This is a genomic window from Micromonospora sp. NPDC049048, assembly GCF_043197615.1.
Classification (GTDB): domain Bacteria; phylum Actinomycetota; class Actinomycetes; order Mycobacteriales; family Micromonosporaceae; genus Micromonospora.
On sequence record NZ_JBICTM010000004.1, the window covers coordinates 63466 to 89630 of the forward strand.

A 26165-nucleotide genomic window follows, 5' to 3' on the forward strand; every position below is an offset into this window, starting at 1 on the left:
CGTGTCGGTGCGGGTCACGGCGGCGTACGTCAATCACCATGGGACCGCATTCCGCGGGGCGACCGCGGACGGTGCCTGCGATGCGGAGGAAGCCATGCTCACGGTGGGTGAGGTGCACACCAGCCTGCTGCAGCACAGCACGGCGCTGGCCCAGGAGCAGAGCTCGGAGGTACTCGGCCTGGTCGAGGGCGAGGTCGTGCTGACCTCCCGACGCCCCTCGCTCTACGCGGTGTCGCCCGATGTCCGCACCGGCGTGGACTGCTGGCTACCCAGCGCCAGGAACCGTCAGCTGCGCGGGGTGGGTGCCGTGGTCACCCGGGCCATCATCACGGGCGGCCGGATCGTGCAGGCCTCCTCGGTCATCCAGGTCGTCGCCGGCGAGCGCCGCCAGCCGTGGTCGCACTATCTGGCCAACCCCGGCGTCCTCGAGACGGTCGGCAAGCTGGACGCCGCTGACCTGGCCGCGGGCTTCCTGCACGGCAACAACGCGGACGTGCTGAACCTGGAGGCGATCACCGGCCGGGTGCTCGACGGCGTGCAGATGTCCGGCCTGCTGGACCGGCACCCGCCGCTGCGCGCGGCGCGCACCCGGCTGCGGTGGACGGCGCGGGTCGACCAGCAGCCGGGACAGGACGTCTCGGCGGTGGTCACCGTGGACTCCCCCACGCTGCGCACGGTCGAACTCGTGGTCGGCCCGCAGGACGTGCCGGCTGCCGTGGCCGGCCTCTGCGAGGACCTCGCGTTGCACGACTGGCTGCTGACCATGCTGTCGTCCCTGGTGGAGGCCGCGGTCACGCGACCGGCCTCCGGGGGGCAGGAGCACATCGAGCGGCTGCGGCCGGTGCTGGAGCACCTGCTGCACCTGTGGCTGCCGGGCGCTCGGGTCCACCCGCGACTGCGGCCGATCTGGGACCGCCTGGAGCAGGTGCCCGGGTTCAGCCGGCAGTGGAAGTCGTCGGTCAACTGGATCCGGGACCAGATCAGCGTCAACAACATGGCTCTGCTACGTGACCTGGCCAACCGGGTGGCGGTCACCCAGCCGTGCGGGCGCTGAGCACGCTCACTCGCCGATGAACACGTAGCTCAACCGGTCGACCAGTTCGCTGGGCAGTTGCAGGCCCTCGCCGCCGGCCCGCTTGGCGACCTGCTGCGCGACTGCGGACGGTACCGCCACCTGGCTGAGGATGGTCCGTACGGCCAGCTCCACCGGCAGGTAGTGGGTGTTCATGAGGGTCAGCGTGCGGTACGCGCAGAACGGCGCGGCGAGCGGATTCAGCTGGACGATCGCCGGCAGCTCGTCCCAGTCGGCGGGCAGCTCCCCGGCGAGCTGGCAGGGCTGCCGGACCGTCTCGCCCCGGTGCCGTAGCACTCCCAGCCGGGTCAGCTGCCAGACCGAGGCGAGCAGCGCGCAGGCCCACACCCGGGTCTTCGGCTCGTCGGACCACAGCTCGATGTCGACGAAGATGGAGTGCTGGGGGTCACCGGACTGCACCGGCGGGGACCACGGCCGGGGCAGGGTCATCGCGGGGGCGTCGGCGTGCCCGGGCGAGCGTTTGCCGTTGGACAGCCATCCCGACTCGCTCAGCGGTGGGCGGCTCCCGGTGGTGTGCCGTGGCGGCTCCACCACCAGGGTGTCGACCACCAGTTGGGCGAGCTCGACGCCGTCGTGCCGCGCGAAACTCGACTCCCGGGCCACGTAGTCCAGCGTCAGCCCGTGTTCCGCCGCGGCGCTCTGCACCTGCGGGATCACGTCGCGGGGGCTGCCGAAGCGATTGAAGTAGTCGTCCACCATGAAGCAGGTGCTGATCCGCGGTTGGCGGTGTGGAGGCAGCCCTCGTCGGGCGAGGGCCGGGATCGCGGCGGAGAAGTCCGCGATCCGGGCGAACCGGCGTCGCAGTTCCTGACATCCGTCGCCGAAGTCCTTCGCGTAGAAGTGCCCCAACTCCACCGACAGATGCGAGTACGCCACGCTCTCTGTACGTCGCACCGCAGCTGCCTCCTGGAACCTGACATCCACGCCAATCACACGGTCTCCCATGCCGTCTCGTCGAAGAGCTTCTCGGTCAGATCCACGAAGGCGTCCACGGTCTTGACGTTCGCGATCTTGCTTTGCACGTCGTGGTCCGAGATGAGTTGCTCCCGCCACTGCAGCAGGGGATCCAGCGGCACCACGCCGAACAGCGTGGTGCGCCCGACGCCCCGTCGTCGGGCCAACTCCGACAGCTCGGCGTCGCACTTACGCAGGAACGCCTGCTGCGCGAGGTCGAGGTGGCCGACCTCGGGGCCGCGGGAATCGATCACCGCCGTACGGATGAACCGCAGCGATTCCCGCAGCCGGTCCGGCTCGTGGCCGTACTCCTTGCCCATGGCCACGATCCCGCCCGCCTCGAAGGCCAGGTCGGCGGCCGCGGTGACGTGCTGGGGAGTCCACCGGTGGAAGACCAGCCAGCGAACGGTGACCTTGCGCAGGGTGGCGATGGCCGTGGCCGCCAGCGCGATCTGGCTGGCGTACGACCGGCCGGCGCTGAGGTCCACCAGGGTCAGGTCGAACTCCTCCTCTAGGCGGAGGAAGAGTTCGGCGCAGCGTTTGGCGATGTCGTTGGTGAACCCGAACTCGCTGCCGTTGCGCTGCCCGGGCAGGAGCACCAGCGGACCGGACCCGATGGGCCGTTGGCGCAGGCTGGCCCGCTCTGATGTGCCCCACACGTCCAGCTGCTCCGGAGACGGGATCTCTCCGCGCAGATACCGGTGCAGGCCGCCGCCGTTGGGCCCGGCGCCCTCCACCCCGTTGACGGCCTGTGGGATCTGAAAGGTGATGCCGGCGGTGGGCGAGCCGAAGTCGTAGTCCAGGTAGCAGGTGGGACGGCCGGACAGCGCGCTGCGGTAGGCGATGTTCGCTGCGGTCACCGAACGTCCGGTGCCGCCCTTGTGCGACGTGACGAAGACCAGCATTCAGATCCCCTCGCTGGCTTTCTGCTGCCCGGTGGCGATGTCGTTGAGCAGCAGCAGCAGGGAGTTCGCCAGGGCGGCCGCCGTGCCGGGGCGCTCGTCCACCAGCGACTGCGCCCGGCGCAGGCTGGCCCGGATGCTGCGCATGCTGCGCTGCATCGCCTCGCCGGCGAACGTGCCGCGCATCAGCTCCCGGTCGAAGAGGTATTCGGCCTCGTCGATGAGGTCCTGCGCGTAGGAGGCGAGTCGGCCGGCCCGCGGGAACGGCCGGTCCCAGAGCAGCTGACCGGCGCTGACCAGCGCCTCCACCACCCGCTCGGTCAGATACCACGAGGGTGCGTCGGGCTTCGGCGCCAGCCCGGGGAAGGCGCCTCCGGCGTGGTCCCACAGGCCTCGGTGCTGGCCGTCGGGGATGCGCCGCAGCAGCAGGTGCTCCCACACCTCGTCCGCCAGCTCGAGCAGTTCGCTGCGCCGCCGGGCGTTGTTCAGCAGACCGGCGACGGTGGCCGCCCGCTGGAGCAGCACCGTGGAGTACTCGTTCACGTTCCACGTCATGATCGGTTTCGACGTGTCGTCGATCAGGGTCACCCGTTTGCCGGGCGCGTGCACGAGCAGCGCCGGCTCGTCGGGCGAGGCACGCCGGGTGATCCGCGCGCGCTGCGCCAGCTCCACCAGCACCGCGGCGATCCGGCCGAACTCCTCGTCGCCGCCGCGCCCGCCGGCGACCAGGCCCTTGACCGCCAGCGACGTGGCCTGGAGGGTGTAGTAGTCGGTCCGGTCGCCGTCGGTCGTCCGCCAGGGAATGTCCTCGATGGGCCAGCGCCGTCGGTTGCCGAAGGTCGCCACCGTCGCCCAGTACGTCCGGGTCAGCTCCCAGCGTAGTTGCAGCGCCCGGGACAGCCGCTGCTGCTCCTCGTTGAGCAACCCGAGCAGGCGGGTGCGTTCGGAGTTCAGGTCCTCGATGGCGTCCATCGCGATGACCGTGAAGTAGAGGTAGGGGGCGTTCTCCGCCGCGCCGTCGCGCTGCAGGCCGATCGGCTCGGTGGTCGGGACCTCCTCGGCCCCGGCGATGAGCCCCCACGACCAGCCGCACTCGAACAGCATCTCGCTGTTGTCCAGGTCCTCGGTCACCCGGCCCGACCCGATGACGACGCTGCGCAGGCTGGCCATCGTCTCGCGCAACTGCTCGCGCAGCGCGGCGACGAGTTCGCGGCGCGGCACCTCGTCCTGGTTGATCATGTCGCACAGTCGGACGCCGTACTCGTCGCTGGCGGAGAAGACGAAGGTACTGAAACTGCGGAGCAGGCCGACCATGGCCGCGGTGAGCCGCGCGCTGGCCATCTGGTCCAGGGCGTCCAGTTGCGCCAGCAGGTCGCGTCGTTTGGTGGTGCCGCGGTAGACCTTGACGAAACCGATCGTCGCCAGGGTCAGCGTGACGGACACCGCGAACGAGTCGACGATGTCCAGGGAGCGTTGCTCGTCGGTGAGTTCCGCGCCGCCGTCGAGCGGAGTGAGGTAGGTTCCGCCGCTGAAGACCGGGGTGCCGGTGTCGTCGGTGTACCGCGTGAAGTAGTCGGTGATCACGCTGACCAGCCGGCGGGGAATTTCGATCGCGCCGCCGAGCGGGCTGAGTGCCTCGATCACCTCGTCGTCGGCGCGATCCGGGTCGTCGAGTGACAGCACGGGGACCTTGGCCGCCGGGAGCAGCAGCGTCAGCAGTTGCTCCGCATCGCTGATCGAGTTGCTGCCGCTTCGGCCACCCCAGCGCCATTCGCCGTTCTGCCAGCAACTTCGCACCGTGGCACGCCAGATGTCGAGGATCTCCTGGCGTGGTTGTATCCGCACGATTCACCGCCGTCTGCTGTAGTCGTCGACAAGAAACTGCTGGGTATTGCCGTTCACGCGATGATCCACGGTGATCCACAAAGACGTGCAACAACATGGTAGCGGGCCAGTCGAGTGCCACTCGAACGGCTTCGACAGCCGCGTGTCGGCCGGTCGGGGTGCGAGGTGAATGCCGTACGGGCAGGCCGGGTCGATGGGCCGGCGCCTCCCGTCACCAGGCATTGTGATCAACCGCGGGTACGGCCGGTGGCCAGCAGCATGCTGCGGTATCCGTCCCGCAGCGGCGGCGTGAGCCGCACCTCGTGGACGTCCAGGTCGTACGCGCCCGCCGCGATGCGGGCCACCACCTCGGCGCGCCGCAGCGCCACGGCCGGGTACAGGCGCTGGCCCACGTGGTAGCCGCGGGAGCCGAGCATGACCGCCACGGCAAAGGGCGAGCCGGGCCGCAGCGCGTCGAGGAACCGGCCGATCGCGCGTTCGGCCTCCGCCCGGTCGGCCGATATGGAGCAGGCCACGAAGAACATGGTGCCGGCGTCCCAGGCGTGCCTCGGCACGTCGAAGACGGAGGTTTTCCGCACCCGGCCCACCCGCGCCAGGCGGCCTCGTGGATCGGTCAGCGCCGAGTACGCCGGATTTTCCGCGCACACCTGCCAGTACGGGTCCCAGAGTTCGTCATAGCCGTGGATCTGCGTACGTAACCAGCTCACATTGGACGTCGACCAGTCGCACAGGTCGACCCTGCGCGCGAACGGCAGGAGCGACAGCGCCGGGTAGAGGTTCGCCCCCGATCCCACGTCGACACAGTCCGCGTCGGAGAGCTTCGCCCTGGCGAGAAAGTCTCTGGTCCGGCAGAGGATTTCCCGATCGTCGGCACGCAGCACCGCGTAGTTGTGCCGGACGTATGCCTGGGGGTCGAAGCTGTCCCACTCGACGTCGGAATTCACCGGTTGCAGAGACCGGATCGGCGGGGGTGGCATCGACGACTCGCCGCAACCGCCGCCAGCCGCCGGGGTCAACGCCATGGACGTGCCTCCATCGATGTCGGCGAATCTCATTGGTCGTGCCGGCGCGCTCCTTCTCGCTGCCCATTGTGCATCGGAGGTGGTGTTGGCGCGCAAGCAGCAGCGCTTGACCAGCTCCCGGAAATGAGGACACAGACGGCCGTCGTTCCGTCCTCACCAGTTCACCTCGGTCGAAGTGTGCGTCCGCGCCGGTTGACGGAAATCCGATATCAGGAGTCGGCGGGAGCAGGGGCCGCGCCCGGCGCGGGGAAGCCGGCGGTCCACTCCCCCAGCTCTGGTCCGGACGGTCCGCACGACCCGATCCGTGCTGCTACCGTGACCGCCCGGCGAGGGGGACGCATGACATCGACGACGTTTCGTATCGGCGGAGACCTGGAGGTTCGGCGGCTGGGGTTCGGTGCCATGCACCTGCCCACCGATCCGCAGCCCGCCCGCGAGTCCTCCCGGGCGGTGGCTCGGCGGGCCGTCGAGCTGGGCGTCACCCTGATCGACACCGCCCACCTGTACGGCGGCGGCGCAAACGAGGAACTACTCGCCGAGGCCCTGCACCCCTATCCGGACGGGCTGCTCGTCACGACCAAGGTCGGCGTCGCGCGGACGGGGCCCCGGGGCGAGTGGAAACTGGACGGGCGTCCATCGATCCTGCGCGCCCAGGTCGAGCAGGCGCTGCGCCGACTGCGCGTCGAGCGCATCGAGCTACTTCAGCTGCACCGGATCGATCCGGAGACGCCGCTCGCGGACCAGCTCGGCACGCTCAGGGAGCTGCGGGCCGAGGGCAAGATCGGACGGATCGGATTGTCCGAGGTCACCGCCGCCGAACTCGACCAGGCGCGGCAGATCGTCGACGTGGCGAGCGTGCAGAACCGGTACAACATCCTCGACCGGGAGCACGAGCCTGTCGTCGAGGCCTGCGAGCAGGCGGGAATCGCGTTCCTGCCGTGGCGGCCCGTCGCAGCCGGGGCGACGGGAGCGACGGCGCAGATCGCCGCCGTGGCCGCTGAGCTTGGTGCCACCGCCACGCAGGTTGCCCTCGCCTGGCTGCTGAGCCGGTCGCCGGTGATCCTTCCGATCCCCGGCACCGCACGGATCGCCCACTTGGAGGAGAACCTCGCGGCGGAAGGGCTCCACCTGACGCGGGCGCATCGCGACCGCCTGGACCGGCTGCACGAGCCGGAATGAGGCGCTGCGCCCCGGCGTGACGCCTCCCGTCGGCACGGCCGTGTCTGCCACCGGCCCGGGGTGGCGAACGCCCCGTGGGTACTCGGGCACCGCCTGCCCGTGGCATGATCTCGCTCGCGGCTCGTCGGACGTTCGGTGGATCTCAGGGAGAGCGGCAGTGCGACAGCAACCTGGCAGCAGAGCCTGTGGTGGTTGGTCACGGCGCGCGTTGTTGCTGACCACCGGTCTCGTCGTCGCCGGCTGCGGCCAACAGGAACGGCCCCGGCTCCGCGACGAGGGCAGCCAGTCCACGGGCGAGCCCACCAAGCAGGCCCTGCAAGCCCTGCTCGACCGCCGGGCCGAGGCGTTGCGGCAGGGCGACGAGGCCGCGTTCCTGGCAGACCTGAACCACTCCGACGCCAAGCTGGTCCAGGCGCAGAAGCTCCTCTTCGACAACCTGCGCAAGCTGAAGCTGACCACGTTCGGGTACATCGCCGAGCAGGCCATCGGCACGCCGGAGGGCGAGGTGCACCGGTTCACGCCGGTGCAGGAGGTCGTGCAGCTGACCGCAGACGCCGGGCCCGGCGGGGTGGCGCCGGCCTCCAGTTTCCGCTACTCGCTGGCACGCCGCGACGGCCGGCTGGTGATCACCGAGATCCTGCCGCTCACCCGCGACAACGCCGACGAGATGGGTGCGTACGGCCTGCGCGGCGACGCTCCCTGGCACCTCTCGCCGCTGACCGTCCACCATGTCGACAACGCCTGCCTGATCGGCGACGCCAGCGTGCCGGATCTCCAGCGCTACGCCGACGCCGCACGCGGCGAGATCCGCCACGTCGAGTCGCTCTGGGGCGACCGGCTCCGGTTCCCGGGGCACGTGCTGTTCCTGACCCGCGACGCGGAGAACTACCGCAGGTGGTACGGCCTCGGCGGCAGCAGCAACTTCAAGCCCGAGATCGAGGGTTTCCAGATCCCGCAGCAGGGCGTACGGCAGAACGGCGACGTCTACCAGGACCAGTACGCCGGCTCCCGGGTCGTGGTCAACCTCAAGAACATCGCGGCCATCGGTGACGACCCGCGCCGGGTGATCCGCCACGAGGTGGCGCACAGTGTCGGCGCCCGGGTGACCGCGCTCAGCCCGGGTGGCTGGGTGCTGGGCGCGCCGACCTGGGCCGTCGAGGGCTTCGCCCGCTGGGCCGAGCAGGTCAACGACCGCCCCTACCTGAACAGTCGGGTGGCGGCCGGCGCCTTCCGCGGCGCGGTGCCGACCTCGAAGGACTTCTACGACCGGGACGCCAGCTTCAAGTACGCGTTGTCCTCGACGGTCTTCTACTTCGTGGAACGGACGAAGGGCCGGACGGCCGCGGTCGAGTTCTACGCCAGCGTGATCAAGTACAACGACACCGAGGGCGAACCGTTGGTGCAGACGCCGATCTTCAACGCCGTCTGCAAGCGGGTGCTCGGCATGACGAGCAGCGCCTTCACCCAGCAGTGGGCAACCTTCGTACGAAGTGGAGCGTGACGCGGTGCAGCCGACGCCCCCCACCCCGGGCCCTGACCCGGCCAGTCCCTCCGGCACACCGGCCGGTCCTTCAGGGCCGGGCGATGCCGGCCAGGTGAAGGGGCGGCGCGCGGCGAGCTGGCGGCGACTCGCTCTCGTCGCCGGGGTGGTCGGCCTGGTCGCGCTGCTCGGCGCCGGGGCCGGCGGCTACGCCGTCGCCCGGAACTCGGAGCTCGGCGCGCAGACCGCCCGGTGCGGCGGCGGCCGCTGCATCCCCGGCCTCAGCCCGGCCATGCTCACCGACGCGCTCACGCAAAAGGGCTTCACCTGCGAGGAGCGCGGCCACGGCGTCTCGACGTGCGAGCTCGGGATCGCCGGAGCGGAGTTCACGACATACGTCGACAGCCACGAGAACCTGATCACCAACCTGTCCGGGTCGGTGCGTTCCGACTACGGCGACAAGGTCCCCGCGACGACCAGGTCCTTCCTCACCTGGCTCGGGTCCATCCCGGTCTCCCACGACCCGGTCACCGTCGGGGAGGTGCGCGGTTGGCTCGACCAGCGCCTCGATGGCGGCGAGAGCGCCAAGGCGACCATCGGCGCCTACCGCTACGAGTTGACGGCCGCCGGCAAGGAATCCCTGCGCCTGCGGGTCTGGGTGGGGCAGGGATGAGCACGCCACCTCAGCCGCCCGTCGGCATCGGCACCGGACCGGGCGCCACGCCGCCGTCACCCGGAGCAGCAGGGCGCTCCCCCGGGCCGGGCAGGATCGCGCTGGTGCTGGCCGTGGTCGTGTCCCTGGTCCTCTGCGGGCTCGCCGGCGCGGTCTCGGGCGGGGCCGCCGGCACGCTCACCACCGATCCGGTCGGGCCGTCGGCGCTGCCGTCGACCGGCGCCGACTTCCCCTCCGCGGATCGCCGCTACCTGCCCGGCGTCAAGGTCGCGACCATCGCCGAGGACTGGCTGAAGAAGACCAACTCCTACACCTGTACGCCTCCCGAACGGCCCTCTAGGACAGTCAGCGAGGCCCCCCAGTTCCAGCAGTGCACGGCGCCGGGCAACCTGAGGTGGGACCTGACCGTCTCCATCGAGTTCGACGACGAGACCCACGTGCGCCTCATCCGGGCGGACTGTGCGTTCAAGCCGGGCGCCAAGGTGTGCGCCTCGCTCTTCGCCACCACGGCCGACGCCGTGCTCGCCGGAAACCCGGAACTGCGCCAGCAGGCGTACGACTGGGCGGAGAAGAACGCCGAGAGCGACAGCGTCACCACGATCGGGGGCGTACGGTTCACGATCCGGCTCCAACCGCGCAGCATCACGGCGGTGCCGACCCTCTGACCCGATGGGCGCGCCCATCGGTGTGAGCACGAGGGCGTACGGTGGCTCGTCGCGAGCCGGACGGCTGACCGCACGATTCCGTCGCACTGCGCGCAGGAACGATCGACGGCGATCTTCACCTCATGACGGCAGCGGCCCGACGAACGAACGGTGCGCCGTCAGCAGACTGCTACGGAACGTGGCTGACTGGCCGGTGCTGGTCGGTGGCCCTGGTGCGCACACTTTCAGCCGTGACGTACCCCCAGGAACCGTGGCACGGGCAGACCCCACCTCTCCCCGCACCCGGGCCACCGCCGTACCCGATCGCGCAGTTTCCCGCCGGCGGGGCTCTCCCGGCGCCACCGAAGCGCGGCACCAGCGTGCAGGTCGCGCTGATCAGCGCCGTCACGCTGGTGCTGTTGTGCTGCGGTGGTGTCATCATCTCGACGATCGTCGCTGCCCCTCCGGAGCCGCAGGGCCAGAAGCAGCCCGCCGCCGAGGCCGTGCCGACTGTCCCGGCCGCCGATGCCACCCCGCCCGTGACCGTGCCGGCCTCCCCTCAGCAGGTCGCTACGCCCACCGGGGCAGCGGAACCGACGACGCCCGCGGCGCCGGTGGTGCGGACGCGCACGGTCACCGAGACGCAGCGGATCGCCTTCCAGACCAGGACGATCCGCGACTCCTCCCTGCCGAAGGGCACCAGGAAGGTGTCCACCCGGGGAGTCGCCGGCGTCAGGACGCTCACCTACCAGGTCACCCACACCGACGGCGTGCAGACGGCCAGGAAGCTGGTCAAGTCGGAGATCACGAAGGCGCCGGTCACTCGGGTGGTCAGGGTCGGGACCAAGGAGACGCGGCAGTGCGACCCGAACTACAGCGGGGCGTGCGTACCCATCGCCAGTGACGTCGACTGCGCGGGCGGCAGCGGCAACGGTCCCGCCTACGTCCACGGACCGGTCCGAGTGGTGGGCAGCGACATCTACGACCTCGACCGGGACGGCGACGGGATCGGCTGCGACGACTGAACGTCGGTCAGCCGCGACCCCGTACGGCAGGCATCGAGCGCGACGACGGGCTCACCGGGTCGTCGGGTGGCCTGCGAATATCCGGCGCTTGCCGGAAACAGCGGGTCACGGCGCGGTCGAGCCCTACGGTCGGTAATCGACGTCGCACCCCGGACGACCGGCCCGAGGAGCCAGAACATGCAGGCAACCGGTGACCCGACCCTGGACATCGGTCGAAGCCGCGTCGCCCGGCTGCGCCCGGCCGGTACGGCCGAACCCGACACCCGTGCGTCCGGTGCCTGACGGTGTCCACCGATCTCGACGACCTCGTCCGCCGGCTGGACAAGCCGATGGGTGCCCTCGGCGTGCTGTTCCTGCTGCTGGTGCTCGTCCAGGCGGTCACCCACGACGAGCCGCTCAGCACCGTCCTCACTGTCGCCAGCTGGATCCTGTGGGCCGTCTTCGTGGCGGAGTTCGTCCTTCGTGCCTGGTTGGCTCGGCGCTGCGCCCGGCAGTTCTGGAAGCAGAACTGGTGGCAGGTGATCTTCCTCGCCGTGCCCTTCCTACGTTTCGCCCGCGCGGCCATCGCGCTTCGGGCCGCCCGGGGAGCCGGGGTGATCGCCGCCGCCGTCCGCGGCTCCCGTTCGGCGGGCCGGCTGCTCACCGACCGGTTGGCCTGGCTCACCGTCGTGACCGTGACGATCGCCGTCACCGCCGGGCAGTTGCTGACGCTCACCGGCTCCTACCCGACGCTCGGACAGGCCCTGCATGATGCCGCGCTCACCACTATCACCGGGGTGCCGCTCGATGCCACCGACACGTTCGCGCAGATACTGGAACTGGTGCTGGCCGTCTACTCCGTGGTGGTGTTCGGCACCCTCGCCGGCGCCCTCGGGGCGTACTTCCTCAGTCGTGGGCGGGCCGAAGACGAGCCCGAACGGCGGGAGCCAGAGCCGGGGCGGTGACCGTCCGGAACCCCTCGCCCCGAGCGGCACCGATGCTGACGCCGCTGAGCCGGCAGGCTTCGCACCTCGCAGTCCATCCGGACGTATCTATACTTCCGCCATGAACGTTGGTTCGGGTTCGCTGGCCGGCAGGCGGGTCCTCGTCACCGGTGCCGCCCGTGGGATCGGCGCCGCGCTGGCCCGTCGGTTGCACCAGCGGGGCGCCAGGGTCGCCGTCGTCGGGTTGGAGCCCGAGCTGCTGGCCGAGGTGTCGGCGGCGTGCGGCGACGCACCGTGGCGCACCTGCGACGTCCGTTCCCGGGCCCAGGTCGAGGCCGCGGTCGACATGGCCGTGGACCGGCTCGGTGGGCTCGACGTCGTCGTGGCCAACGCGGGAGTCGCCGCCCAACTGCCGCTGGTCGGCGGTGACCCGGACGTGTTCGAGCGGACGAACGCCGTCAACGTGCTCGGCACCTACTACACGCTGCGCGCCGCGTGCCCGCACATCAGTCACCCGAACGGCTACGCGTTGGTGATCGCGTCACTCGCCGCGGCGGTGCACGCGCCGCTGCTCGGTGCGTACAGCGCCTCCAAGGCCGCGGTCGAGGCGTTGGGCAACACGCTGCGGGTCGAGCTGCGGCCCTCCGGCGCCCGCGCCGGCGTCGCGTACTTCGCCGAGTTGGACACCGACATGACCTCGCGCGGGTTCGGCACCGAAGCCGCGACGGCGTTGCTGCGCGGCAGCCGGCTGCACCGCGTCGCCTCGTTGGAGGTCGGCGTCGCCGCGCTGGAGCGCGGCATCGCCCGACGGAGCCGGCGGATCGTCGCCCCCGGCTGGGTGCGGCCCGTGCTGCCGCTGCGCATGGCGGTCCAGCCGCTGCTCGACCGGAGGTTCCAACGCGGGCTGGCCGACGTGCTGCGCATCGCGCGGGAGGAGCGTCCGCCGCTGACCACGCCGCAGCCGGCCGACCAGCCGTGACCGGGCCACGCATCAGCCCGGGCGGCCGGCATGACGTCGGTACGTTCGGCTGGCTGTTCAGCCGGGCGGCGGGCCGGGTCACGGGCACCGGTCCGCCGAACCTGTTCCTCACGCTCGGCCGTCACCGCCCGCTGTTTCGCGGCTGGCTGCGCTTCGCCCGTCGTCTGATGCCGGGCGGCGTGCTGCCCCGCCGGGAGACCGAACTGGTCATCCTGCGGGTCGCGCACCTGTGCGCCTGCCGCTACGAGCACGACCACCACCTGAGGCTCGCGCGGCGGGCCGGCGTCACCGACGCGGAGATCGAGCGCGTCACCGGTGACGACGTCGGCGCCGGGTGGTCTGGCCGCGTTCACGCCGTGCTGGTCGCGGTCGATGCGCTGGTTCGCGAGCGCGACCTCGACGACGAGGCGTGGGCGGCGCTGCGCGCCCATCTGGACGAACGCGAGTGCATCGAGCTGTGCTTGCTGGTCGGGCACTACGTCATGCTTGCCACGACCATCACGACGCTACGCATCCAGCCCGACTGACCCTCCGCCGACGGCGCGCGGTGAACGTCCGGCGCGCGGCGACCACGATCCGGGCGGACGGCTCCACCGCGGGATGCCTCGGCTGCTAGCGTTCGGCGCCATGTGGACGGAGCAGATCGTGGCCGGACGTCCGGCGTGGCGGCACACCGCGTCGGGGGTGGTGTTCCGGGAGGTGCCCGGCGGCACGTTCCGCATGGGTCTGTCCGAGGCGGAACTGGAGGCCGTACGTGCGATCGAGCGCGACGGAGGAGTCGAGGACACCCTCGAGCCCTTCTTCAGGGCCGCCAGGGACGCCCAGCCGGTGCGTGAGGTGCGGGTCGCACCGTTCCTGCTCGCCTGGCACCCGCTGACGGTCGGGCAGGTCCGGCACTGGCTGGCCGACTATGACGACGACTACGCCGACGAGGACACCAACACGGCCCGGCTCGAGGACGATCTGGACGACCTGCTCGACGCCCTGCCCTTCCGGCTGCCCAGCGAAGCCGAGTGGGAGTACGCGGCCCGCGCCGGCACCACCACGCTGACGTTCCGTGGCGATGACAAACCCGACGAGGAGCAGATCCTCGACGACTTCGGCGACGAGGAGCGCACGGCCGCCGGGGAGAATGCCTTCGGCCTGGCGGCGATGGGCTCGGCTGGGGAGATCTGCGCCGACGTGTGGATCCCCGGTTTCGCGGGTGCGCCGGCGGATGCCCGGCCACGTACCGGCGACGGACCCCGGACCGTACGCGGTGGCGCCGCCGACCTCTACCCGTGGCAGGGCTGCGACGAGTGGCTGCTGCTGCTCTCCGCCACCCGCTACGAGCACGACCAGTTCACCGCGGTTCGTCCGGCCGCCCCGCTGCCGTCCCGGTAGGCCGCCTGCTGGCTGGCCGACGAACTCGCGGAGGTGCTGGCCGTACGGTCGTCGACGGCTGTCGGGTTCGCAGAAGGCCGCCGGTCGGTCCGTGGCGAACGCCGACGCTTGGTCGGCCATGTCAGTGGGGCCGGCTCGTCCCCGCCCGCTGACCGTGCTCGGCGGGCGGGGACGAGCCGGTTTTCAGTCCTGGTAGTACTCGGCTCCCAGGTGGGTGATCTGCTCCTCGCCCATCAGCCAGCGGAGGGTGTTCTTCAGCTTGGTCTGCTGGATGAACAGGTCGTGCTCGGGATAGACGCTGGGCGCATGCTGCGGATCCTTGAAGTAGAACGACAGCCATTCCTGCACGCCCCTGAGCCCCGCCCGCTGGGCGAGGTCCGTGAAGAGCACCAGGTCGAGTACCAGGGGGGCTGCCAGGATCGAGTCACGACATAGGAAGTCGACCTTGATCTGCATCGGATAGCCGAGCCAGCCGACGATGTCGATGTTGTCCCAGCCTTCCTTCTGGTCGCCGCGGGGCGGGTAGTAGTTGATGCGTACCTTGTGGTAGTAGTCGCCGTAGAGTTCGGGATGGAGGCTCGGCTGCAGGATGTGCTCGAGCACGCCCAGCTTGGACTTCTCCTTGGTGCGGAAGCTGTCGGGGTCGTCCAACACCTCGCCGTCGCGGTTACCGAGGATGTTGGTCGAGTACCAGCCCTGAAGCCCGAGCATGCGGGCCTTCAACATCGGCGCCAGCACGGTCTTCAGAAGCGTCTGCCCCGTCTTGAAGTCCTTGCCACCGATCGGTACGCCGGCCGTGTGGGCGAGTTCCGTGAGCGCCGGCATGTCGGTGGTGAGGTTCGGTGCGCCATTGAGGAATGGGACGCCCTCGGTGAGCGCCGCGTACGCGTAGAGCATCGAGGGCGCAATGGTCTCGTCGTTCGCGTCGATCGCGGCGTTGAACGCCTCCAGGTCCTGGTGGGCCGGGCCAAGCTCGATGTAGGTCTCGGTGGACGCGCACCAGATCATCACGAGCCGGGCGCAGGAGTGCTTCGCCTTGAACTCGCGGATGTCCCTGCGGATGGCCTCGACCAGCTCGCGCTTGGTCGCTGCGGGCTTGACGTTGGTGCCGTCGAGCCGCCGTACGTAACGCTGGTCGAAGACGGCCGGCATGGGCTCGATCTCCTTGAGCGCGGCCGCGATCGGTTCGATGTGTGTGTACCGGTCGAGCACACCGCACTTGAGCGCGGCGTCGTAGGCCGTGTCCGAGATCGGGTCCCAGGCTCCGAAGACCAGCTGGTCGAGGCCGGCCAGCGGTACGAAGTCGCGAATGAGCGGCACGCGGTGCTCGGTCCGCTTGCCGAGGCGGATGGTGCCCATCTGGGTGAGCGAGCCGACGGGCTCAGCGAGGCCGCGCCTGATCAGCTCGACGCCGGCGATGAAGGTCGACGCCACGGCGCCGAGCCCGATTGTCAGGACGCCCAGCCTGCCGACGGCGGGCTCGATGTGGTGCTCGGATGTCTCCACGAAGTCTCCAGCCTCCAGGATGCCGTCACGCCGGCCGCTCGATTCCTGTCCGGTGTCGTCCGGCGACCAGTTGTGCGTCGGGTCGATGCCCCCGAGAGGGGACTGTGCTGTTCGGGGCCGCGCAATCGCGCTATCGCGACCGGCGGGCCCGTACCTGCGGCGACGGTCCGAGTACGGTGCGGATCTCGCCGCCGAGCGCTTCGAGCCGGTTCAGCGTGTAGGAGGCGGCATCGAAGGCCGTGCAGCCGCGGTAGATCCGTCCGTAGTCATCGAACAACTGCCCGAGGAACTCGTTCCCCCCGACCTCCTGCGCGGTCCACCGGTCCCAGAGCACGTGTCGCACGGCCTCCGTCGTGTCGGTGCCGGGGTCCTGGAAGACGATCTCGTAGCCCTGGTCGCGAAGTGCGCCGATCAGGTGCTCCGCGGCCTTGACCTGCATGCCGTCCGCGAGCCGACCGTCTTCGTATTCGATGCCGGGGAAGTCGATCGGTGCCCAGGCGAAGTCATCGGGGCGCATGAACCGGAAGATGAACGTCCGCCGCAACGTCTCCTGGATGTGCTCGGCCAGCATCGCGCGCCGCCCCTGTCCGGGGCGCCGGCTCTCCCAGACACGGATCTCTTCGGCCCGCTCGGGATCCCAGCCCGCCATGCCGCCGACGAGAACGTCCGGTTCGGGAAACTCCGGGTAGCGCAGCCGCCACATGCTGACCGTCTTCGGTTCGACGCCGAACATCGCCGCGATGTCAGCCACGCTGAGCATCTCTCGCACCACGGGCCCTTCACCTCCTTGTAGAACCCTGTCTACAAAGTAGACCTCGAGCACGGTTTGTCAACCATGATCTACAAACTTTCCGTAACCAGAGCGTGCCGACGCGTGCGGGGCCAGAGCGGCGGCCGTCACCGTACGCGATGCCATTGATTGATAGCGTGACGGCGACACCGACCGGTCGGCGTCGATGCCCTGGGGAGGGTCAGTCATGTGGACGGACGAAGCCGCGCTGGACGAGGCGACGCGCCGGCTCGACGACTGGGAAACGTCCGTCGCGGACCGGGCGACCCGGGCCAAGGAGCTGGCTTCGCGGGTGCAGGCGCTGAGGGGCACGGCGACCAGCCCCGACCGGGCGATCGAGGTCACCGTCGACTCATCGGGCCTGCTGGTCGGCCTGCGGCTGGACGAACGGACCCGACAACACTCCGCGGCGCACACCGCCCGGCAGATCCTGGCGACCACCCAAGCCGCTCACACCGACCTCCTGAGCAGGATCACCGAGGCGACCACGGGCGTCCTCGGCGCCGAGGATCCGACAGCGGCGGCGCTGGTCGAGTCGTACCGCCGCCGGCTGGATCCCGACCGGGGCACACCGGATGCCCGGCGCTGAGGGCATCCAGGTCGACCCCGACGACCTGACCCGCCACGCCGCACGCCTCGACCGCCGCGCCGACAGTCTCGACACCGCCCGCCAGGCCGGCCAGCACGTCCGGCTGGGCGCCGAGGCGTACGGACGGCTCTGCGCGGTCATGCCGGTGCTACTCGACGGCCTCCAGCAGACCCTGGTCCAGGGCATCGACACCGCGGCCGGCTCGGTACGCGACACGGCCGACAGGCTGCGGACCGGCGCCGACCGCTACCGGGCCGCCGACGCTCGGGCCGAGCGGTCGCTACAGCGGATACGGCACAAGGAGTGACCACCAACCCGCTCGTCGCCACCGCATCCGACACCCCGCCCAGCACCTGGGCCGGCATCTGGATCTGCGAGGACATCGAGCTCATCGCCCAGGGCGTCCGCACCGGCAGCTGGATCGACGGCACCCTCGGCGTCGTCAGCGCCGGCCTGGACGCCCTCGCCTTCGTCTCCGACCCGGTCGGCGCGCTGCTTCAGTACGGCATCGCCTGGCTGATCGAACACGTCAAACCGCTCAGCGAGGCACTGGACTGGCTCGCGGGCGACCCGGCGCAGATCACCGCCCACGCCCAGACCTGGCGCAACGTCGCCGCGTCGCTGCGCAGGGAGGCCGCCGACCTGGCCGCCGCCGTCCGTACCGACGTCGCAGGCTGGGGTGGCGGCGCCGGCCCCGCCTACCGAGCCTGGGCCGCCGAGCAGCAGCAGGCCATCGGCGGGCTGGCCCAGGGCGCCGACACCCTCGCCGCCGTCACCGAAGGAGCCGCCGGCCTGGTCGCCGCCGTCCGGCTGCTGGTCCGCGACGCCATCGCCACCTGCGTCTCCCGGCTCATCGTGTACGCCGGCGAACTGGTCGTCACCGGCGGCTTCGCCGCGCCGCTGGTGGTGGAGCAGGTGACGACGCTGGTGGCGTCATGGGCGGGGCGGATCGCACGGCTGCTACGAGGACTACTGGCCAGCCTGCGACGGCTGATGCCGGAGATCCGGCGACTCGGCGACCTCATCGAGAAGCTGAAGCAGGCTCTGGGGCGGCTGGTCAGTAGCCAACCAGGCAGATCCGGTGACGGCACCTCGACTCCCGGGACGCCTCGTGAGCCCCCCGCTCGACACGCCAGCGAGGAAGAACGCGTCCACGCTCTCGGCATGGACCCGGCGACCGGGAAGTTCAGGCCAGGCGAGGCCGAAACCGCGGTACGGTTGGAACAACTCATCGGCGTTCAACTCAGTCGCGCCCCTGCAGATTCCTCGGCCGACTGGGTCGACGACGCGGGGCGCACATATGATGCCGTCGGTAACTTCCCCGGCCAGTTCTTCGACCGGCAGTGGCCGCAGCTTCAGTATCAGATCGAACGACACCTGGACAAGGCCGACTTCGTGCCCGTTGACGTCTCAAAGTTCTCGGCCGAGCAGACGGCCAGGGTTGAACAGTTCCTAGCGGACCGTGATCTCGGTCCACGGGTATTCATCGTGGGGAAGTGATGGCCGGCCTGATCGTGTTGAAACCCGGGGTCGACTGGACCGCCACCGGTGGTCTCTTCGACTGGACACTGGAGTTTCTGGTCGAACGGCTCTCCGACCGGGAAGCTGCCGACCATCTTCAAGAAATCATCGACAACAACCTCGGATCTCTCTGGATCGACCAGCTGTCCACAAGGGCCCAGCGCGAGATCATCCGCCACTGGCGAGGCGGGCTCGTCAAGGCTGGCGAGCAACAACTTCCGGAGACGGACCACAAGGCCTCGGTCATCCGACACCTTCAAGAACTCGTGGACGCGACCTACTCCGCTGGCTATCCCGAGTAGGGAACCAGTTCGGCCCGCAACTCAACAGGTGCACTGTCGGAGTGCTCACCGAGGAAGGCGGCGGGAGCAAGGGCCGTCGTGGTCGGCACGGAGCAGGCAGCGCCGGCCCTCAGGCATCCGCAGGTCACAGAAGACCCGCTAGGTTCTGTCTTGCGGATCATGAGTCTCGCTCGTTAAGCCTGGTATGGCGCGAGGTGACCTCACGAACCACGAGTGGGCTGTGTTGGCGCCATTGTTGCCGGCGCAGCCCGTGCGGGGCGGCCGGTGGCGGGATCATCGGCAGGTCATCAACGCGATCTGCTGGGTGAAACGCACCGGCTCGCCGTGGCGGGACCTGCCGGAACGGTACGGGTCATGGAAAACCGCTCACGGACGGTTCAGCCGATGGGCGGCCGACGGGACGTGGGCCCGGTTGAAGGCCCACGTCATCGCCCTGGCCGAGTTAGACGACGGCATCGACTGGAACGCCCAGGTCGACGCCACCATCGTGCGTGCCCACCAGCATGCCGCCGGTGCCCGTAAAGGGGGCTGACCCGTGAGGAGCCGCGGGCAGCACAGGCCATCGGCCGATCGCCGGGTGGTCTCACCACGAAGATCCACACCCTGGCCGACGGGCGTGGCCGTTCCCTGGCCACCCGGATCACTCCTGGTCAGGCGGCCGACACCCGCCAGTTGATCCCGCTGCTGGAACAGATCCGGGTGCCCCGCCCCGGCGGCATGGGCCGACCCCGTAAGCGGCCAGACTCGCTCACCGGCGACAAGGCGTACTCCTCCCGAGCGAACCGGACCGCACTGCGGGACAAGCGCATCACCACAGTCATCCCCGAGCCCAACGACCAGATCGCCAACCGGAAGCGGCAAGGACGACGCGGCGGCCGACCCCCGACGTTCGACCCGGTCGCCTACCGACGCCGTAACCAGGTCGAACGGGGCTTCAACCGGCGCAAACACTGGCGAGGACTCGCCACCCGATACGACAAGTTGGCCGCCAACTTCCAGGCCACCCTCGACCTGGTCGAAACCCTCGACTGGCTACGCGCCATCCCCGACGACCAAGATCCGCGAGACAGAACCTAACGCACGTGCTGGTTGTCTTCTTCCGAAACGGTGATCTTCCCGGGTCGGTCTGCGGCAGCACCAGCAGCCAACGGTTGATCACTCCGGCCAGCGCTGCGCGGCCGGCAGGTCGGCGGCGGCGACGGGCAGATGGACGACGTACCGCTGGGTCATGCCCGGTTTCCCCGGTCGGCGCGGATGCGAGGCTGCTCGGACCGCCGGCGGCGCAGCGTGTCCTTGAGGACGGCGGCCTCCCGGTGGCTGGCGGCCAGGGCGGCGTAGACGTTGGCCATGTCGCCGGCGACTCAATCGAGGAAGTCGTAGACGTCGGCGGGCTCCAGGCCGCAGCGTCCGAGGCCGACCGGGTTGAAGAGTCGCTCGCGAACCTGCCACGGCAGCAGACTGGTGTACGCCGAGAGGCGGTAGTTCGCTGCCGGTCGCTGGTTGCGGACGCTCATCTGCTGCCGGTCTCTCCCTCGCGGGCTGGCAGGGGTGACCTGTCCGTCCTCCCCGCACGCACGGGCCACCCCGCCCTGCCGCCGCAGCTTCGATCAGCGGTACGACACCAGGGCCTGTGGTCGTCCTGTGACGGTGCGCAGCAGCGAAACAACGTTCCAACACCAGAATTCTTCCCAGAAGGATTGACTTACGCGAGCTCCTCCGGGCCATCGCCGGCGGGCGGCCAAGACGTTGCCCACGGCGCGGGCTATGGCCAGGCCCTCCCCGAGCGAAGGCAGTCGAGCTTCATCGGACTCCGACCCAGCCACGACTTTGACGAGGCCTGGGGCCGCACCCAGCACGAGGCCGCAACGCGGCCCCCGCAGACAGCAGCAGCCGCAGGCGGAGCACCGGAAGCAGCCCTGATACATCGAGCCGGAACTCTTCTCACTTGATGCGCAAAAAGACCTCCGTCGATTGAACTCTATGCATTGGCTATGGAATCCATCTGCATATCGGCGATACGATCCAGCAAAACCATTCAGACCATTCAATCGGCGCGTCGTACGCCCGCCGAAATGGCCGGAACAAAGGGAGGCTGGGAGATGAGGCTCCACCGCCACACGATCTTCGCCCGCGAGCGTCGAGCAGGAACGGCCGCCATTGCCACGCTCGCCACCACGGTCATGCTCCTCACCGCGGCTGCCGGACCGGCCACTGCGACACCCGTCCCCGAACCGCGTTCCGAGACGACCGGTGAGATCCTCGGCACCGGCGACGCCACCCCGGTGCCCGGCAGCTACGTGGTCATCCTCAAGGACAGCGGCGATACGGTCGGGGATCGGCAGGCTGACGTATCCCGCCTCGCCGACCGGTTCGGCTTCCGTCCCGACCAGGTCTGGCGTGACGCGCTGAACGGCTTCTCCGTGCGGACCTCCGAGCCGGTGGCCCGGCGCTTGGCCGCCGACCCGGCGGTAGCGGTCGTGGAGCAGGACCGGTTGACCAGCTTGGCGACCACCCAGACGAACGCGCCGTGGAACCTTGATCGGATCGACGCATCACTGGGGCTCAGTGGTACCTACAACTTCACCAGTGTCGGGACCGGCGTCCGGGCGTACATCGTGGACAGCGGGATCCAGATCAGCCATGCCGACTTCGGCGGCCAGGCGGTGTACGGCTACGACGCCGTAGACGGCGCACTCCCGGCCAACGACTGCAGCGGACACGGCACCCACGCCGCCGGCACCGTCGGCGGGACGACCTACGGGGCAGCCAAGGACGTCGTGCTGGTGGCGGTCAAGGTGTTCGACTGCGCCCTGCCGAGCACGCTGTCAATGCTGATCAACGGGATCAACTGGATGATCGCCAACCACCCCGCCGGGCAGCCGGCCGTGGCGAACATCGGCGTGCTGACCAGCCCCACCGTCGCGCTCAACACCGCAGTGACGAACGCGGTCGCCGACGGCATCACGGTAACGGTCCCGGCCGGCAACTCGAACGTGAGCGCCTGCAACGTCTCGCCCGCATCGGTGCCGACCGCGCTGACCGTAGGCGCGACGTCAACGAACGACAACCGGGCAAGCTGGTCAAACTTCGGACCCTGCCTGGACATCTTCGCCCCCGGCGAGCGCATCACGTCGGCCTGGTGGAGCTCGATCACCGCGACCCAGACAATCAGCGGCACCTCACACGCCGCACCGCTCGTCGCCGGCGTCGCCGCTCGGGTCCTCAGCAACAACCCGACCTGGACGCCGGCCCAGGTGGCCAGCTACCTGTTCAGCGTCGCCAGCCCGGTCGTGATCAACCCGGGGGTCGGCTCGCCCAACCGTCTCCTGTACCTGTCGCCGGCGCTCTGACCTGGCCCGGTCACCGGCCGGCCACGCGTCACCGGCGGTGCCGGAGTACTGCCGTTGCACTCCGGCCGACCGGTTGCCCTTCTTCAGGAAGCCGGTGTCGTCGACGATCAGCACACCGCCCGGATCGCCGAGGTGCTCGACCACGTAGTCCCGCACATCGTCACGGACCGCGTCGACGACCCAGTCCGCCCACCGCAACAACCGCTGCATACCGTCCGGCGACACATCCCGACCTGCTCAGCCAGGGTCCAACCGTTCTTACGGCCCAGACCCGAGACCAGCCCACACAGGTACTGACGCGCCCGCCGCCGCGGCTGCGACCGACGAAACCGAGGCCCGATCCGCGCGTGCAACCGGTCCAACTCCCATGCCACCGGCCAACATCAACATCCGTCACAGGCAGACCAACGAACGCGAGCCGAACTCGATTCGCCTACTGCTGTTGCAGTACTAGCTCCAGCCCCAGCCGCTGCCAACGCCGTCACCGCCCAGAGAGGAGCGCGCATACCATGAGCCCACTCCGCCACGGTGGACTTCTCGGTGCGCGCCTTGCTCAGGACCCACAACCGATCCTTGGTCATCATGGCTATGACGGCCGAAATGGGCTCCACCGGGGCGGCCATAAAGGGACCCACCACGGGCGGCCTCGCCGAGAGCCAAGTAACGGTGCGTAAGGGTCAAGACTGCTGGTGCCGCACGCCAATGCGCGGATCTGCCGAGTTGAGTGCATTTGATCAAGTCAGGAGCGGTAGACGGCAACGAACGAACATTGTCAGAAGTGGGGACATAGGCGAGCCGGCCTATGTCCCCACTTCTGATTCCCGCTGTATGCGTATGTGACGTGGTAGCGGCTGCGACTCGCACCGCTGGGAGTGCAAATTAGTTCATCGAGTCCCTCATCATCACGACAAAAGTGAATCCGGTGCTCGTCGGACGGCGCAGGGAAATATCACACTTGATCCGGCGCAGTACCTCGTTTCTGCTGAGGTGGAGCCCCTGCGCGATGAGCCGCTCCGGGCGGACCGGCACCGGATCCTGGAAGTCGACCTCCACCTGCAGGGGCCACGCCTCGTCGAGCTGTGCCGGTGGGGTGTCCAGCTGCCAGGCCCCCTGCCAGTCCAGGGTGTACCGGTTGCGCCGAGCGAGCAGCGGATCCAGCAGCGTGGCCGCCACGAGTTCCGGATCGTTGGCGTGGTAACCGTCGAGTAACGCCGGATCGAGGGATCTGACGGACGATCGCTCGTGCACGGTGAGTTTGCTCGTCCGATTGCAGGAGACGCAACGGACCAGTAGCCACACGTCCAGCAGCTTGCCGTTGGCGTTGACGCGGAACCTGCCTTCGCCGGTGGTGGCCGACTCCGACCGGCAGTCCACGCACCGCAACGACAGCAGAGGCAGCCTGGTTCGGCGAACGATCCAGGGCAGCACAGTATGAGGTTGTGAAGACATGATGATCTCTCTAAAGACCTGACACGAGGCCGATTGCGCGCGGCCTCAAACGCTGCATGGACGGGCGCACGCGGGCAGCCCGGCAGAACCGACGGGAGGGTCGGCCTGTAGATGCGCGGAAGAAGGCGTCAGGTCTAAAGAGCGGGCGGGGTCACGCGGTTTGTCCTCTGTCCTCGCTGCGACGGGGCATCGGCAACCTACGGGAACGCGGAAGGAGGACTCAAACGGTTTTCCGGCTCGAACAGCGATCCGCCTGCGAGGCGGGCACGTCGGGATCTCGTTAGACCAAGACCGTGCCCTACTCACGGTGGCGGAAAGCGGCGACAGCGAAGCCGTGGCCGAGGTCGTCGAGGTGCGTTTCCCCGGGCAGCTTGAAGGCTAGGTCGGCTGCACGCTCATGCCGCCGACCGCGCGACTGTGGAGGCGAGCGCTGTCAGCACAGCGGTGATCGGTACAGCACTTCGACGTACCTGATCTCGTCGTGGACCACGTCGAGGATGAGGTAGCCCGGCCATTGGCGTTCTGGGTGAGGTCGGTGCGTAGCTGGGTGCGGGTGCGCATCAAGATCCGTCCGAGCATGTTCTTGCCGGTGCCACTCCGGCCGCGTCCCCAGTAGTGGTCAGTGCTGGTGTCCTCGACGATTTCCTCGTCGCCGGTGTCCAACAGGATGGCGCGGATGTCGGCGTGGGCGGTGAACTTGGCCGTCACGGCCTGGCGCATCACGTCGTCTTTGACCCGATCCCAGTCGCGGCGCAGCGGCCGGGACCGGTCGCGGCCCAGCTCGGCGGCCCGCAACGGGGACGCCGTCCGCCGGATGAGTTCGGCGTGGCGGGTACCGGGGAACTTCTGAGCCTGGAAATAGTGCTCGGAGGTCGTCCACCAGTGGCCGTCGAGGTCGAAGCCGTGGCCGGAGAAGTTGGAGAAGCAACCGTACGGAACCTCGTCGGCACCGTAGAAGTAGATCGTCATCTGGGCCTCGGAGCCGGGGGTCGGGGATCTGCACCGTGTCACAGGCATCGACAGAGCGGCAACCGAGTTCGCTGGCTACCATCCGGATCTGGCTCCCCTCTGTGTCAAGACACCGCCGGGAGGAGCGTTCTATCCTGGGTCTCGGCGGGTCCGGGAAGTGACTTCTCCGAAGAGCCGGCTGGGGGATGAGAGCCGGTCACGCTGGAGCCAGTTGCCGTTCCCCGTTGTCCTCCCGGGCCCGCCGCCGTGGCCACCGCATCGTTGATCATGCGTCGGTAGACGATGTCGGACAGGCGTCGTTTCAGAGCGCGCATCGCTTCCATCGATGTCTTACCGCCGGCTTTCTTCCGGTCGAAGTAGGCGCGTCCTTCGGTGGGGTTGCGGAGTTGGACGGTGGCCATGATGTGCAGCACCCGGTTGATCTGCCTGTTCCCTGCGCGGGAGAGTCGGTGTCGTACCTGGTCGCCGGATGATGCGTCGATGGGGGCGGTGCCGTTCCAGGAGGCAAAGTGGGCTCGGTTGGGGAACCGGGTGATGTTGCCGACCTCGACCAGCAGTCGGGCGGCGCCGGAGGGTCCGATGCCGTGCAGGTCCATCAGCGTGGTGCCGGTGGCCGCGACCAGTTCTTTCAGTTCCTTGTCGGCTTGCTTGGTGCGTTGGTAGATCCGTTCGAGGTCGCTGATCAGCTCCGCGGCGACCCGCCGTCGGGCCTTGCCGACCGCGTCCCGGGGCCGGACTGTAGCCAGCAGTGCCTTGGCCTGGGCGGCGGAGAGGCTCTTCTTCGCCCCGCCGGGGATCAGCTCGAGGAGTAGTTGGTGCAGCTGGGACACCATCCGGGTGTGGTCGACGCCGAGGGAGCGGCGTCGGTCGACCAGGATCCGCAGCAGGGCCAGTTGCTCATCGTTGACCACCGGGCGCAGCCCGGCCATGCGGGTGCCGACCAGCGCGATGGAGTGGGCGTCGGTGGCGTCGGTCTTGCGGCCCTGCCCGGTGGCGAACACCCGCGTCCTGGCGGACAGCTTCGGCGGGACGTCGACGACCTGCTCGCCGTCGGCGAGCAGCCGGTTGGCGATGTGCCGGCCGATGCCCTGGCAGCCCTCGATCGCCCAGACCCGGTGCGGCCACCGCCTAGCGTAGGTCCTCATCGCCGTGTAGCCGTCGCGGTCGGTGTCGAACCGGCCGCCGCCGACGATGGTCTCGTCGCGGGCCATGACCTCGATGGTGGCGGAACGCTTGTGCGGGTCCATACCGATGACCACGCGATCCAACGCGACGCTCAACAGGTCCTCCATTGCTCGATCCACCTGGGTTGTCGAGCCGGGAGGGCAACGCTACTTCGAGCAGAGCAAACCCCTCTTGAGCCTCTCCCCGCCCTGGGGCGACGCCCGGGCTGCGCAGGCCAAATGAGAGCCACACGACCAGCGTGGGCAGCCGCAATGAGAGCGACAACCCGGGCGCCTCGACCGAAGCCTGGCCGGGCCACGGTCGCAGGTCAATGAAACAAGTAGCCGCTGTCCGCGCGTTGGCCGCGCCCGGCGCAATGCGCTGTCGTAGCCGATGAGATGACGCTGGTTACTGCCTGGCTGT

27 protein-coding genes and 1 pseudogene are annotated in these 26165 nt (G+C 69.4%); 16 read left to right on the top strand and 12 right to left on the bottom strand.

What is annotated here, in order from left to right:
• Positions 1-94 precede the first annotated feature (94 nt).
• Positions 95-1054 (top strand): SCO2521 family protein, encoded by a 960-nt coding sequence (locus tag ACGFIG_RS14965; RefSeq protein ID WP_393003033.1) that lies wholly within the window; start codon positions 95-97, stop codon positions 1052-1054.
• Positions 1055-1060: 6 nt separating this feature from the next.
• Here the strand turns inward: ACGFIG_RS14965 and ACGFIG_RS14970 are convergent, their stop codons facing one another.
• From ACGFIG_RS14970 to ACGFIG_RS14985, 4 genes are all read right to left on the bottom strand, one after another.
• Positions 1061-2038 carry an SCO2522 family protein gene (locus tag ACGFIG_RS14970; protein ID WP_393003035.1) on the bottom strand — a complete coding sequence of 326 codons (978 nt, stop codon included), beginning with the start codon at positions 2036-2038 and terminating at the stop codon, positions 1061-1063.
• On the bottom strand, positions 2023-2952 hold the full coding sequence (locus tag ACGFIG_RS14975) for an SCO2523 family variant P-loop protein (RefSeq protein ID WP_393003037.1): 930 nt from the start codon (positions 2950-2952) through the stop codon (positions 2023-2025). The genes ACGFIG_RS14970 and ACGFIG_RS14975 overlap by 16 nt, the downstream gene beginning before the upstream one ends.
• Positions 2953-4794: an SCO2524 family protein gene (locus ACGFIG_RS14980; protein WP_393003039.1), complete on the bottom strand. Its 1842-nt coding sequence runs from the start codon at positions 4792-4794 to the stop codon at positions 2953-2955. It lies immediately after the preceding gene.
• A gap of 227 nt (positions 4795-5021) precedes the next feature.
• Positions 5022-5816 (bottom strand): SCO2525 family SAM-dependent methyltransferase, encoded by a 795-nt coding sequence (locus ACGFIG_RS14985; RefSeq protein ID WP_393003041.1) that lies wholly within the window; start codon positions 5814-5816, stop codon positions 5022-5024.
• A 339-nt stretch (positions 5817-6155) separates the two neighbouring features.
• On the opposite strand from ACGFIG_RS14985, the gene ACGFIG_RS14990 reads away from it, so the two are divergent.
• The 9 genes from ACGFIG_RS14990 (at position 6156) to ACGFIG_RS15030 (ending at position 14102) form a co-directional block, all read left to right on the top strand.
• Positions 6156-6995 carry an aldo/keto reductase gene (locus tag ACGFIG_RS14990; RefSeq protein WP_393003043.1) on the top strand — a complete coding sequence of 280 codons (840 nt, stop codon included), beginning with the start codon at positions 6156-6158 and terminating at the stop codon, positions 6993-6995.
• A gap of 157 nt (positions 6996-7152) precedes the next feature.
• Positions 7153-8496, top strand: a complete 1344-nt coding sequence (locus ACGFIG_RS14995; protein WP_393003045.1) for a hypothetical protein — start codon at positions 7153-7155, stop codon at positions 8494-8496.
• A gap of 94 nt (positions 8497-8590) precedes the next feature.
• A complete protein-coding gene (locus ACGFIG_RS15000; protein ID WP_393003047.1) occupies positions 8591-9148 on the top strand; it encodes a hypothetical protein in 558 nt (185 codons plus the stop codon).
• Positions 9145-9813, top strand: coding sequence for a hypothetical protein (locus ACGFIG_RS15005; protein ID WP_393003049.1), 669 nt, complete (start codon positions 9145-9147; stop codon positions 9811-9813). Before ACGFIG_RS15000 ends, ACGFIG_RS15005 begins: the two co-directional genes overlap by 4 nt.
• A gap of 230 nt (positions 9814-10043) precedes the next feature.
• Positions 10044-10817, top strand: a complete 774-nt coding sequence (locus ACGFIG_RS15010; protein WP_393003051.1) for a G5 domain-containing protein — start codon at positions 10044-10046, stop codon at positions 10815-10817.
• Positions 10818-11101: 284 nt separating this feature from the next.
• On the top strand, positions 11102-11761 hold the full coding sequence (locus ACGFIG_RS15015; RefSeq protein WP_393003053.1) for a hypothetical protein: 660 nt from the start codon (positions 11102-11104) through the stop codon (positions 11759-11761).
• 100 nt (positions 11762-11861) lie between these two features.
• A complete protein-coding gene (locus ACGFIG_RS15020; RefSeq protein WP_393003055.1) occupies positions 11862-12719 on the top strand; it encodes an SDR family NAD(P)-dependent oxidoreductase in 858 nt (285 codons plus the stop codon).
• Positions 12716-13246 carry a carboxymuconolactone decarboxylase family protein gene (locus tag ACGFIG_RS15025; RefSeq protein ID WP_393003057.1) on the top strand — a complete coding sequence of 177 codons (531 nt, stop codon included), beginning with the start codon at positions 12716-12718 and terminating at the stop codon, positions 13244-13246. The genes ACGFIG_RS15020 and ACGFIG_RS15025 overlap by 4 nt, the downstream gene beginning before the upstream one ends.
• Positions 13247-13346: 100 nt before the next feature.
• Entirely contained in the window at positions 13347-14102 is a 756-nt protein-coding gene (locus ACGFIG_RS15030; protein ID WP_393003059.1) for a formylglycine-generating enzyme family protein, read from the top strand.
• 183 nt (positions 14103-14285) lie between these two features.
• On the opposite strand, the gene ACGFIG_RS15035 is transcribed toward ACGFIG_RS15030, so the two are convergent.
• The gene (locus ACGFIG_RS15035) at positions 14286-15608 is read right to left on the bottom strand and encodes an inositol-3-phosphate synthase (protein ID WP_393003061.1); all 1323 of its coding nucleotides are present in this window, start codon (positions 15606-15608) and stop codon (positions 14286-14288) included.
• A 130-nt stretch (positions 15609-15738) separates the two neighbouring features.
• Positions 15739-16431: a hypothetical protein gene (locus ACGFIG_RS15040; protein WP_393003063.1), complete on the bottom strand. Its 693-nt coding sequence runs from the start codon at positions 16429-16431 to the stop codon at positions 15739-15741.
• A 154-nt stretch (positions 16432-16585) separates the two neighbouring features.
• Here ACGFIG_RS15040 and ACGFIG_RS15045 point away from each other — a divergent pair, with 154 nt between their 5' ends.
• The 5 genes from ACGFIG_RS15045 to ACGFIG_RS15065 all read left to right on the top strand — a co-directional run bounded on the left by ACGFIG_RS15045 (position 16586) and on the right by ACGFIG_RS15065 (position 19887).
• On the top strand, positions 16586-16987 hold the full coding sequence (locus ACGFIG_RS15045; protein WP_393003065.1) for a YbaB/EbfC family DNA-binding protein: 402 nt from the start codon (positions 16586-16588) through the stop codon (positions 16985-16987).
• Entirely contained in the window at positions 16974-17294 is a 321-nt protein-coding gene (locus ACGFIG_RS15050; RefSeq protein WP_393003067.1) for a type VII secretion target, read from the top strand. The genes ACGFIG_RS15045 and ACGFIG_RS15050 overlap by 14 nt, the downstream gene beginning before the upstream one ends.
• The gene (locus tag ACGFIG_RS15055) at positions 17291-18487 is read left to right on the top strand and encodes a WXG100 family type VII secretion target (RefSeq protein WP_393003069.1); all 1197 of its coding nucleotides are present in this window, start codon (positions 17291-17293) and stop codon (positions 18485-18487) included. Before ACGFIG_RS15050 ends, ACGFIG_RS15055 begins: the two co-directional genes overlap by 4 nt.
• Positions 18487-18810 (top strand): hypothetical protein, encoded by a 324-nt coding sequence (locus ACGFIG_RS15060; RefSeq protein ID WP_393003071.1) that lies wholly within the window; start codon positions 18487-18489, stop codon positions 18808-18810. The genes ACGFIG_RS15055 and ACGFIG_RS15060 overlap by 1 nt, the downstream gene beginning before the upstream one ends.
• Positions 18811-18994: 184 nt before the next feature.
• Positions 18995-19887, top strand: a protein-coding gene (locus tag ACGFIG_RS15065; protein ID WP_393003073.1) for an IS5 family transposase whose coding sequence is annotated in 2 segments (ribosomal slippage) — positions 18995-19334 and positions 19334-19887 — 894 coding nt in all. Because the reading frame shifts where the segments join, the coding sequence is not laid out codon by codon here.
• A 149-nt stretch (positions 19888-20036) separates the two neighbouring features.
• On the opposite strand, the gene ACGFIG_RS15070 is transcribed toward ACGFIG_RS15065, so the two are convergent.
• Both ACGFIG_RS15070 and ACGFIG_RS15075 read right to left on the bottom strand, forming a co-directional pair.
• Positions 20037-20159 (bottom strand): hypothetical protein, encoded by a 123-nt coding sequence (locus tag ACGFIG_RS15070; RefSeq protein ID WP_393003075.1) that lies wholly within the window; start codon positions 20157-20159, stop codon positions 20037-20039.
• Between the two features lie 12 nt (positions 20160-20171).
• Positions 20172-20324 (bottom strand): hypothetical protein, encoded by a 153-nt coding sequence (locus ACGFIG_RS15075; protein WP_393003077.1) that lies wholly within the window; start codon positions 20322-20324, stop codon positions 20172-20174.
• Between the two features lie 585 nt (positions 20325-20909).
• Here ACGFIG_RS15075 and ACGFIG_RS15080 point away from each other — a divergent pair.
• Positions 20910-22160 (top strand): S8 family peptidase, encoded by a 1251-nt coding sequence (locus ACGFIG_RS15080; RefSeq protein ID WP_393003758.1) that lies wholly within the window; start codon positions 20910-20912, stop codon positions 22158-22160.
• A 30-nt stretch (positions 22161-22190) separates the two neighbouring features.
• On the opposite strand, the pseudogene ACGFIG_RS15085 reads toward ACGFIG_RS15080, so the two are convergent.
• The 4 genes and pseudogenes from ACGFIG_RS15085 to ACGFIG_RS15100 all read right to left on the bottom strand — a co-directional run.
• Positions 22191-22534: pseudogene (locus ACGFIG_RS15085) on the bottom strand (transposase); the annotation flags it as partial.
• A 505-nt stretch (positions 22535-23039) separates the two neighbouring features.
• On the bottom strand, positions 23040-23534 hold the full coding sequence (locus ACGFIG_RS15090; RefSeq protein ID WP_393003079.1) for a DUF1062 domain-containing protein: 495 nt from the start codon (positions 23532-23534) through the stop codon (positions 23040-23042).
• A 453-nt stretch (positions 23535-23987) separates the two neighbouring features.
• Positions 23988-24578, bottom strand: a complete 591-nt coding sequence (locus ACGFIG_RS15095; protein ID WP_393003081.1) for an NADAR family protein — start codon at positions 24576-24578, stop codon at positions 23988-23990.
• Between the two features lie 104 nt (positions 24579-24682).
• Positions 24683-25870 carry an IS110 family transposase gene (locus ACGFIG_RS15100; RefSeq protein ID WP_393003083.1) on the bottom strand — a complete coding sequence of 396 codons (1188 nt, stop codon included), beginning with the start codon at positions 25868-25870 and terminating at the stop codon, positions 24683-24685.
• Between the last annotated feature and the right edge of the window lie 295 nt (positions 25871-26165).

Coding starts and splice junctions, on each gene's coding strand:
- ACGFIG_RS15045 (WP_393003065.1), top strand. CDS start 16,586: ATGTGGACGGACGAAGCCGCGCTGGACGAGGCGACGCGCCGGCTCGAC.
- ACGFIG_RS15060 (WP_393003071.1), top strand. CDS start 18,487: ATGGCCGGCCTGATCGTGTTGAAACCCGGGGTCGACTGGACCGCCACC.
- ACGFIG_RS14975 (WP_393003037.1), bottom strand. CDS start 2,952: ATGCTGGTCTTCGTCACGTCGCACAAGGGCGGCACCGGACGTTCGGTG.
- ACGFIG_RS15005 (WP_393003049.1), top strand. CDS start 9,145: ATGAGCACGCCACCTCAGCCGCCCGTCGGCATCGGCACCGGACCGGGC.
- ACGFIG_RS15100 (WP_393003083.1), bottom strand. CDS start 25,870: ATGGAGGACCTGTTGAGCGTCGCGTTGGATCGCGTGGTCATCGGTATG.
- ACGFIG_RS15030 (WP_393003059.1), top strand. CDS start 13,347: ATGTGGACGGAGCAGATCGTGGCCGGACGTCCGGCGTGGCGGCACACC.
- ACGFIG_RS15095 (WP_393003081.1), bottom strand. CDS start 24,578: ATGACGATCTACTTCTACGGTGCCGACGAGGTTCCGTACGGTTGCTTC.
- ACGFIG_RS15080 (WP_393003758.1), top strand. CDS start 20,910: ATGAGGCTCCACCGCCACACGATCTTCGCCCGCGAGCGTCGAGCAGGA.
- ACGFIG_RS15050 (WP_393003067.1), top strand. CDS start 16,974: ATGCCCGGCGCTGAGGGCATCCAGGTCGACCCCGACGACCTGACCCGC.
- ACGFIG_RS14985 (WP_393003041.1), bottom strand. CDS start 5,816: ATGGCGTTGACCCCGGCGGCTGGCGGCGGTTGCGGCGAGTCGTCGATG.
- ACGFIG_RS15075 (WP_393003077.1), bottom strand. CDS start 20,324: ATGAGCGTCCGCAACCAGCGACCGGCAGCGAACTACCGCCTCTCGGCG.
- ACGFIG_RS14965 (WP_393003033.1), top strand. CDS start 95: ATGCTCACGGTGGGTGAGGTGCACACCAGCCTGCTGCAGCACAGCACG.
- ACGFIG_RS14970 (WP_393003035.1), bottom strand. CDS start 2,038: ATGGGAGACCGTGTGATTGGCGTGGATGTCAGGTTCCAGGAGGCAGCT.
- ACGFIG_RS14990 (WP_393003043.1), top strand. CDS start 6,156: ATGACATCGACGACGTTTCGTATCGGCGGAGACCTGGAGGTTCGGCGG.
- ACGFIG_RS15070 (WP_393003075.1), bottom strand. CDS start 20,159: ATGGCCAACGTCTACGCCGCCCTGGCCGCCAGCCACCGGGAGGCCGCC.
- ACGFIG_RS15020 (WP_393003055.1), top strand. CDS start 11,862: ATGAACGTTGGTTCGGGTTCGCTGGCCGGCAGGCGGGTCCTCGTCACC.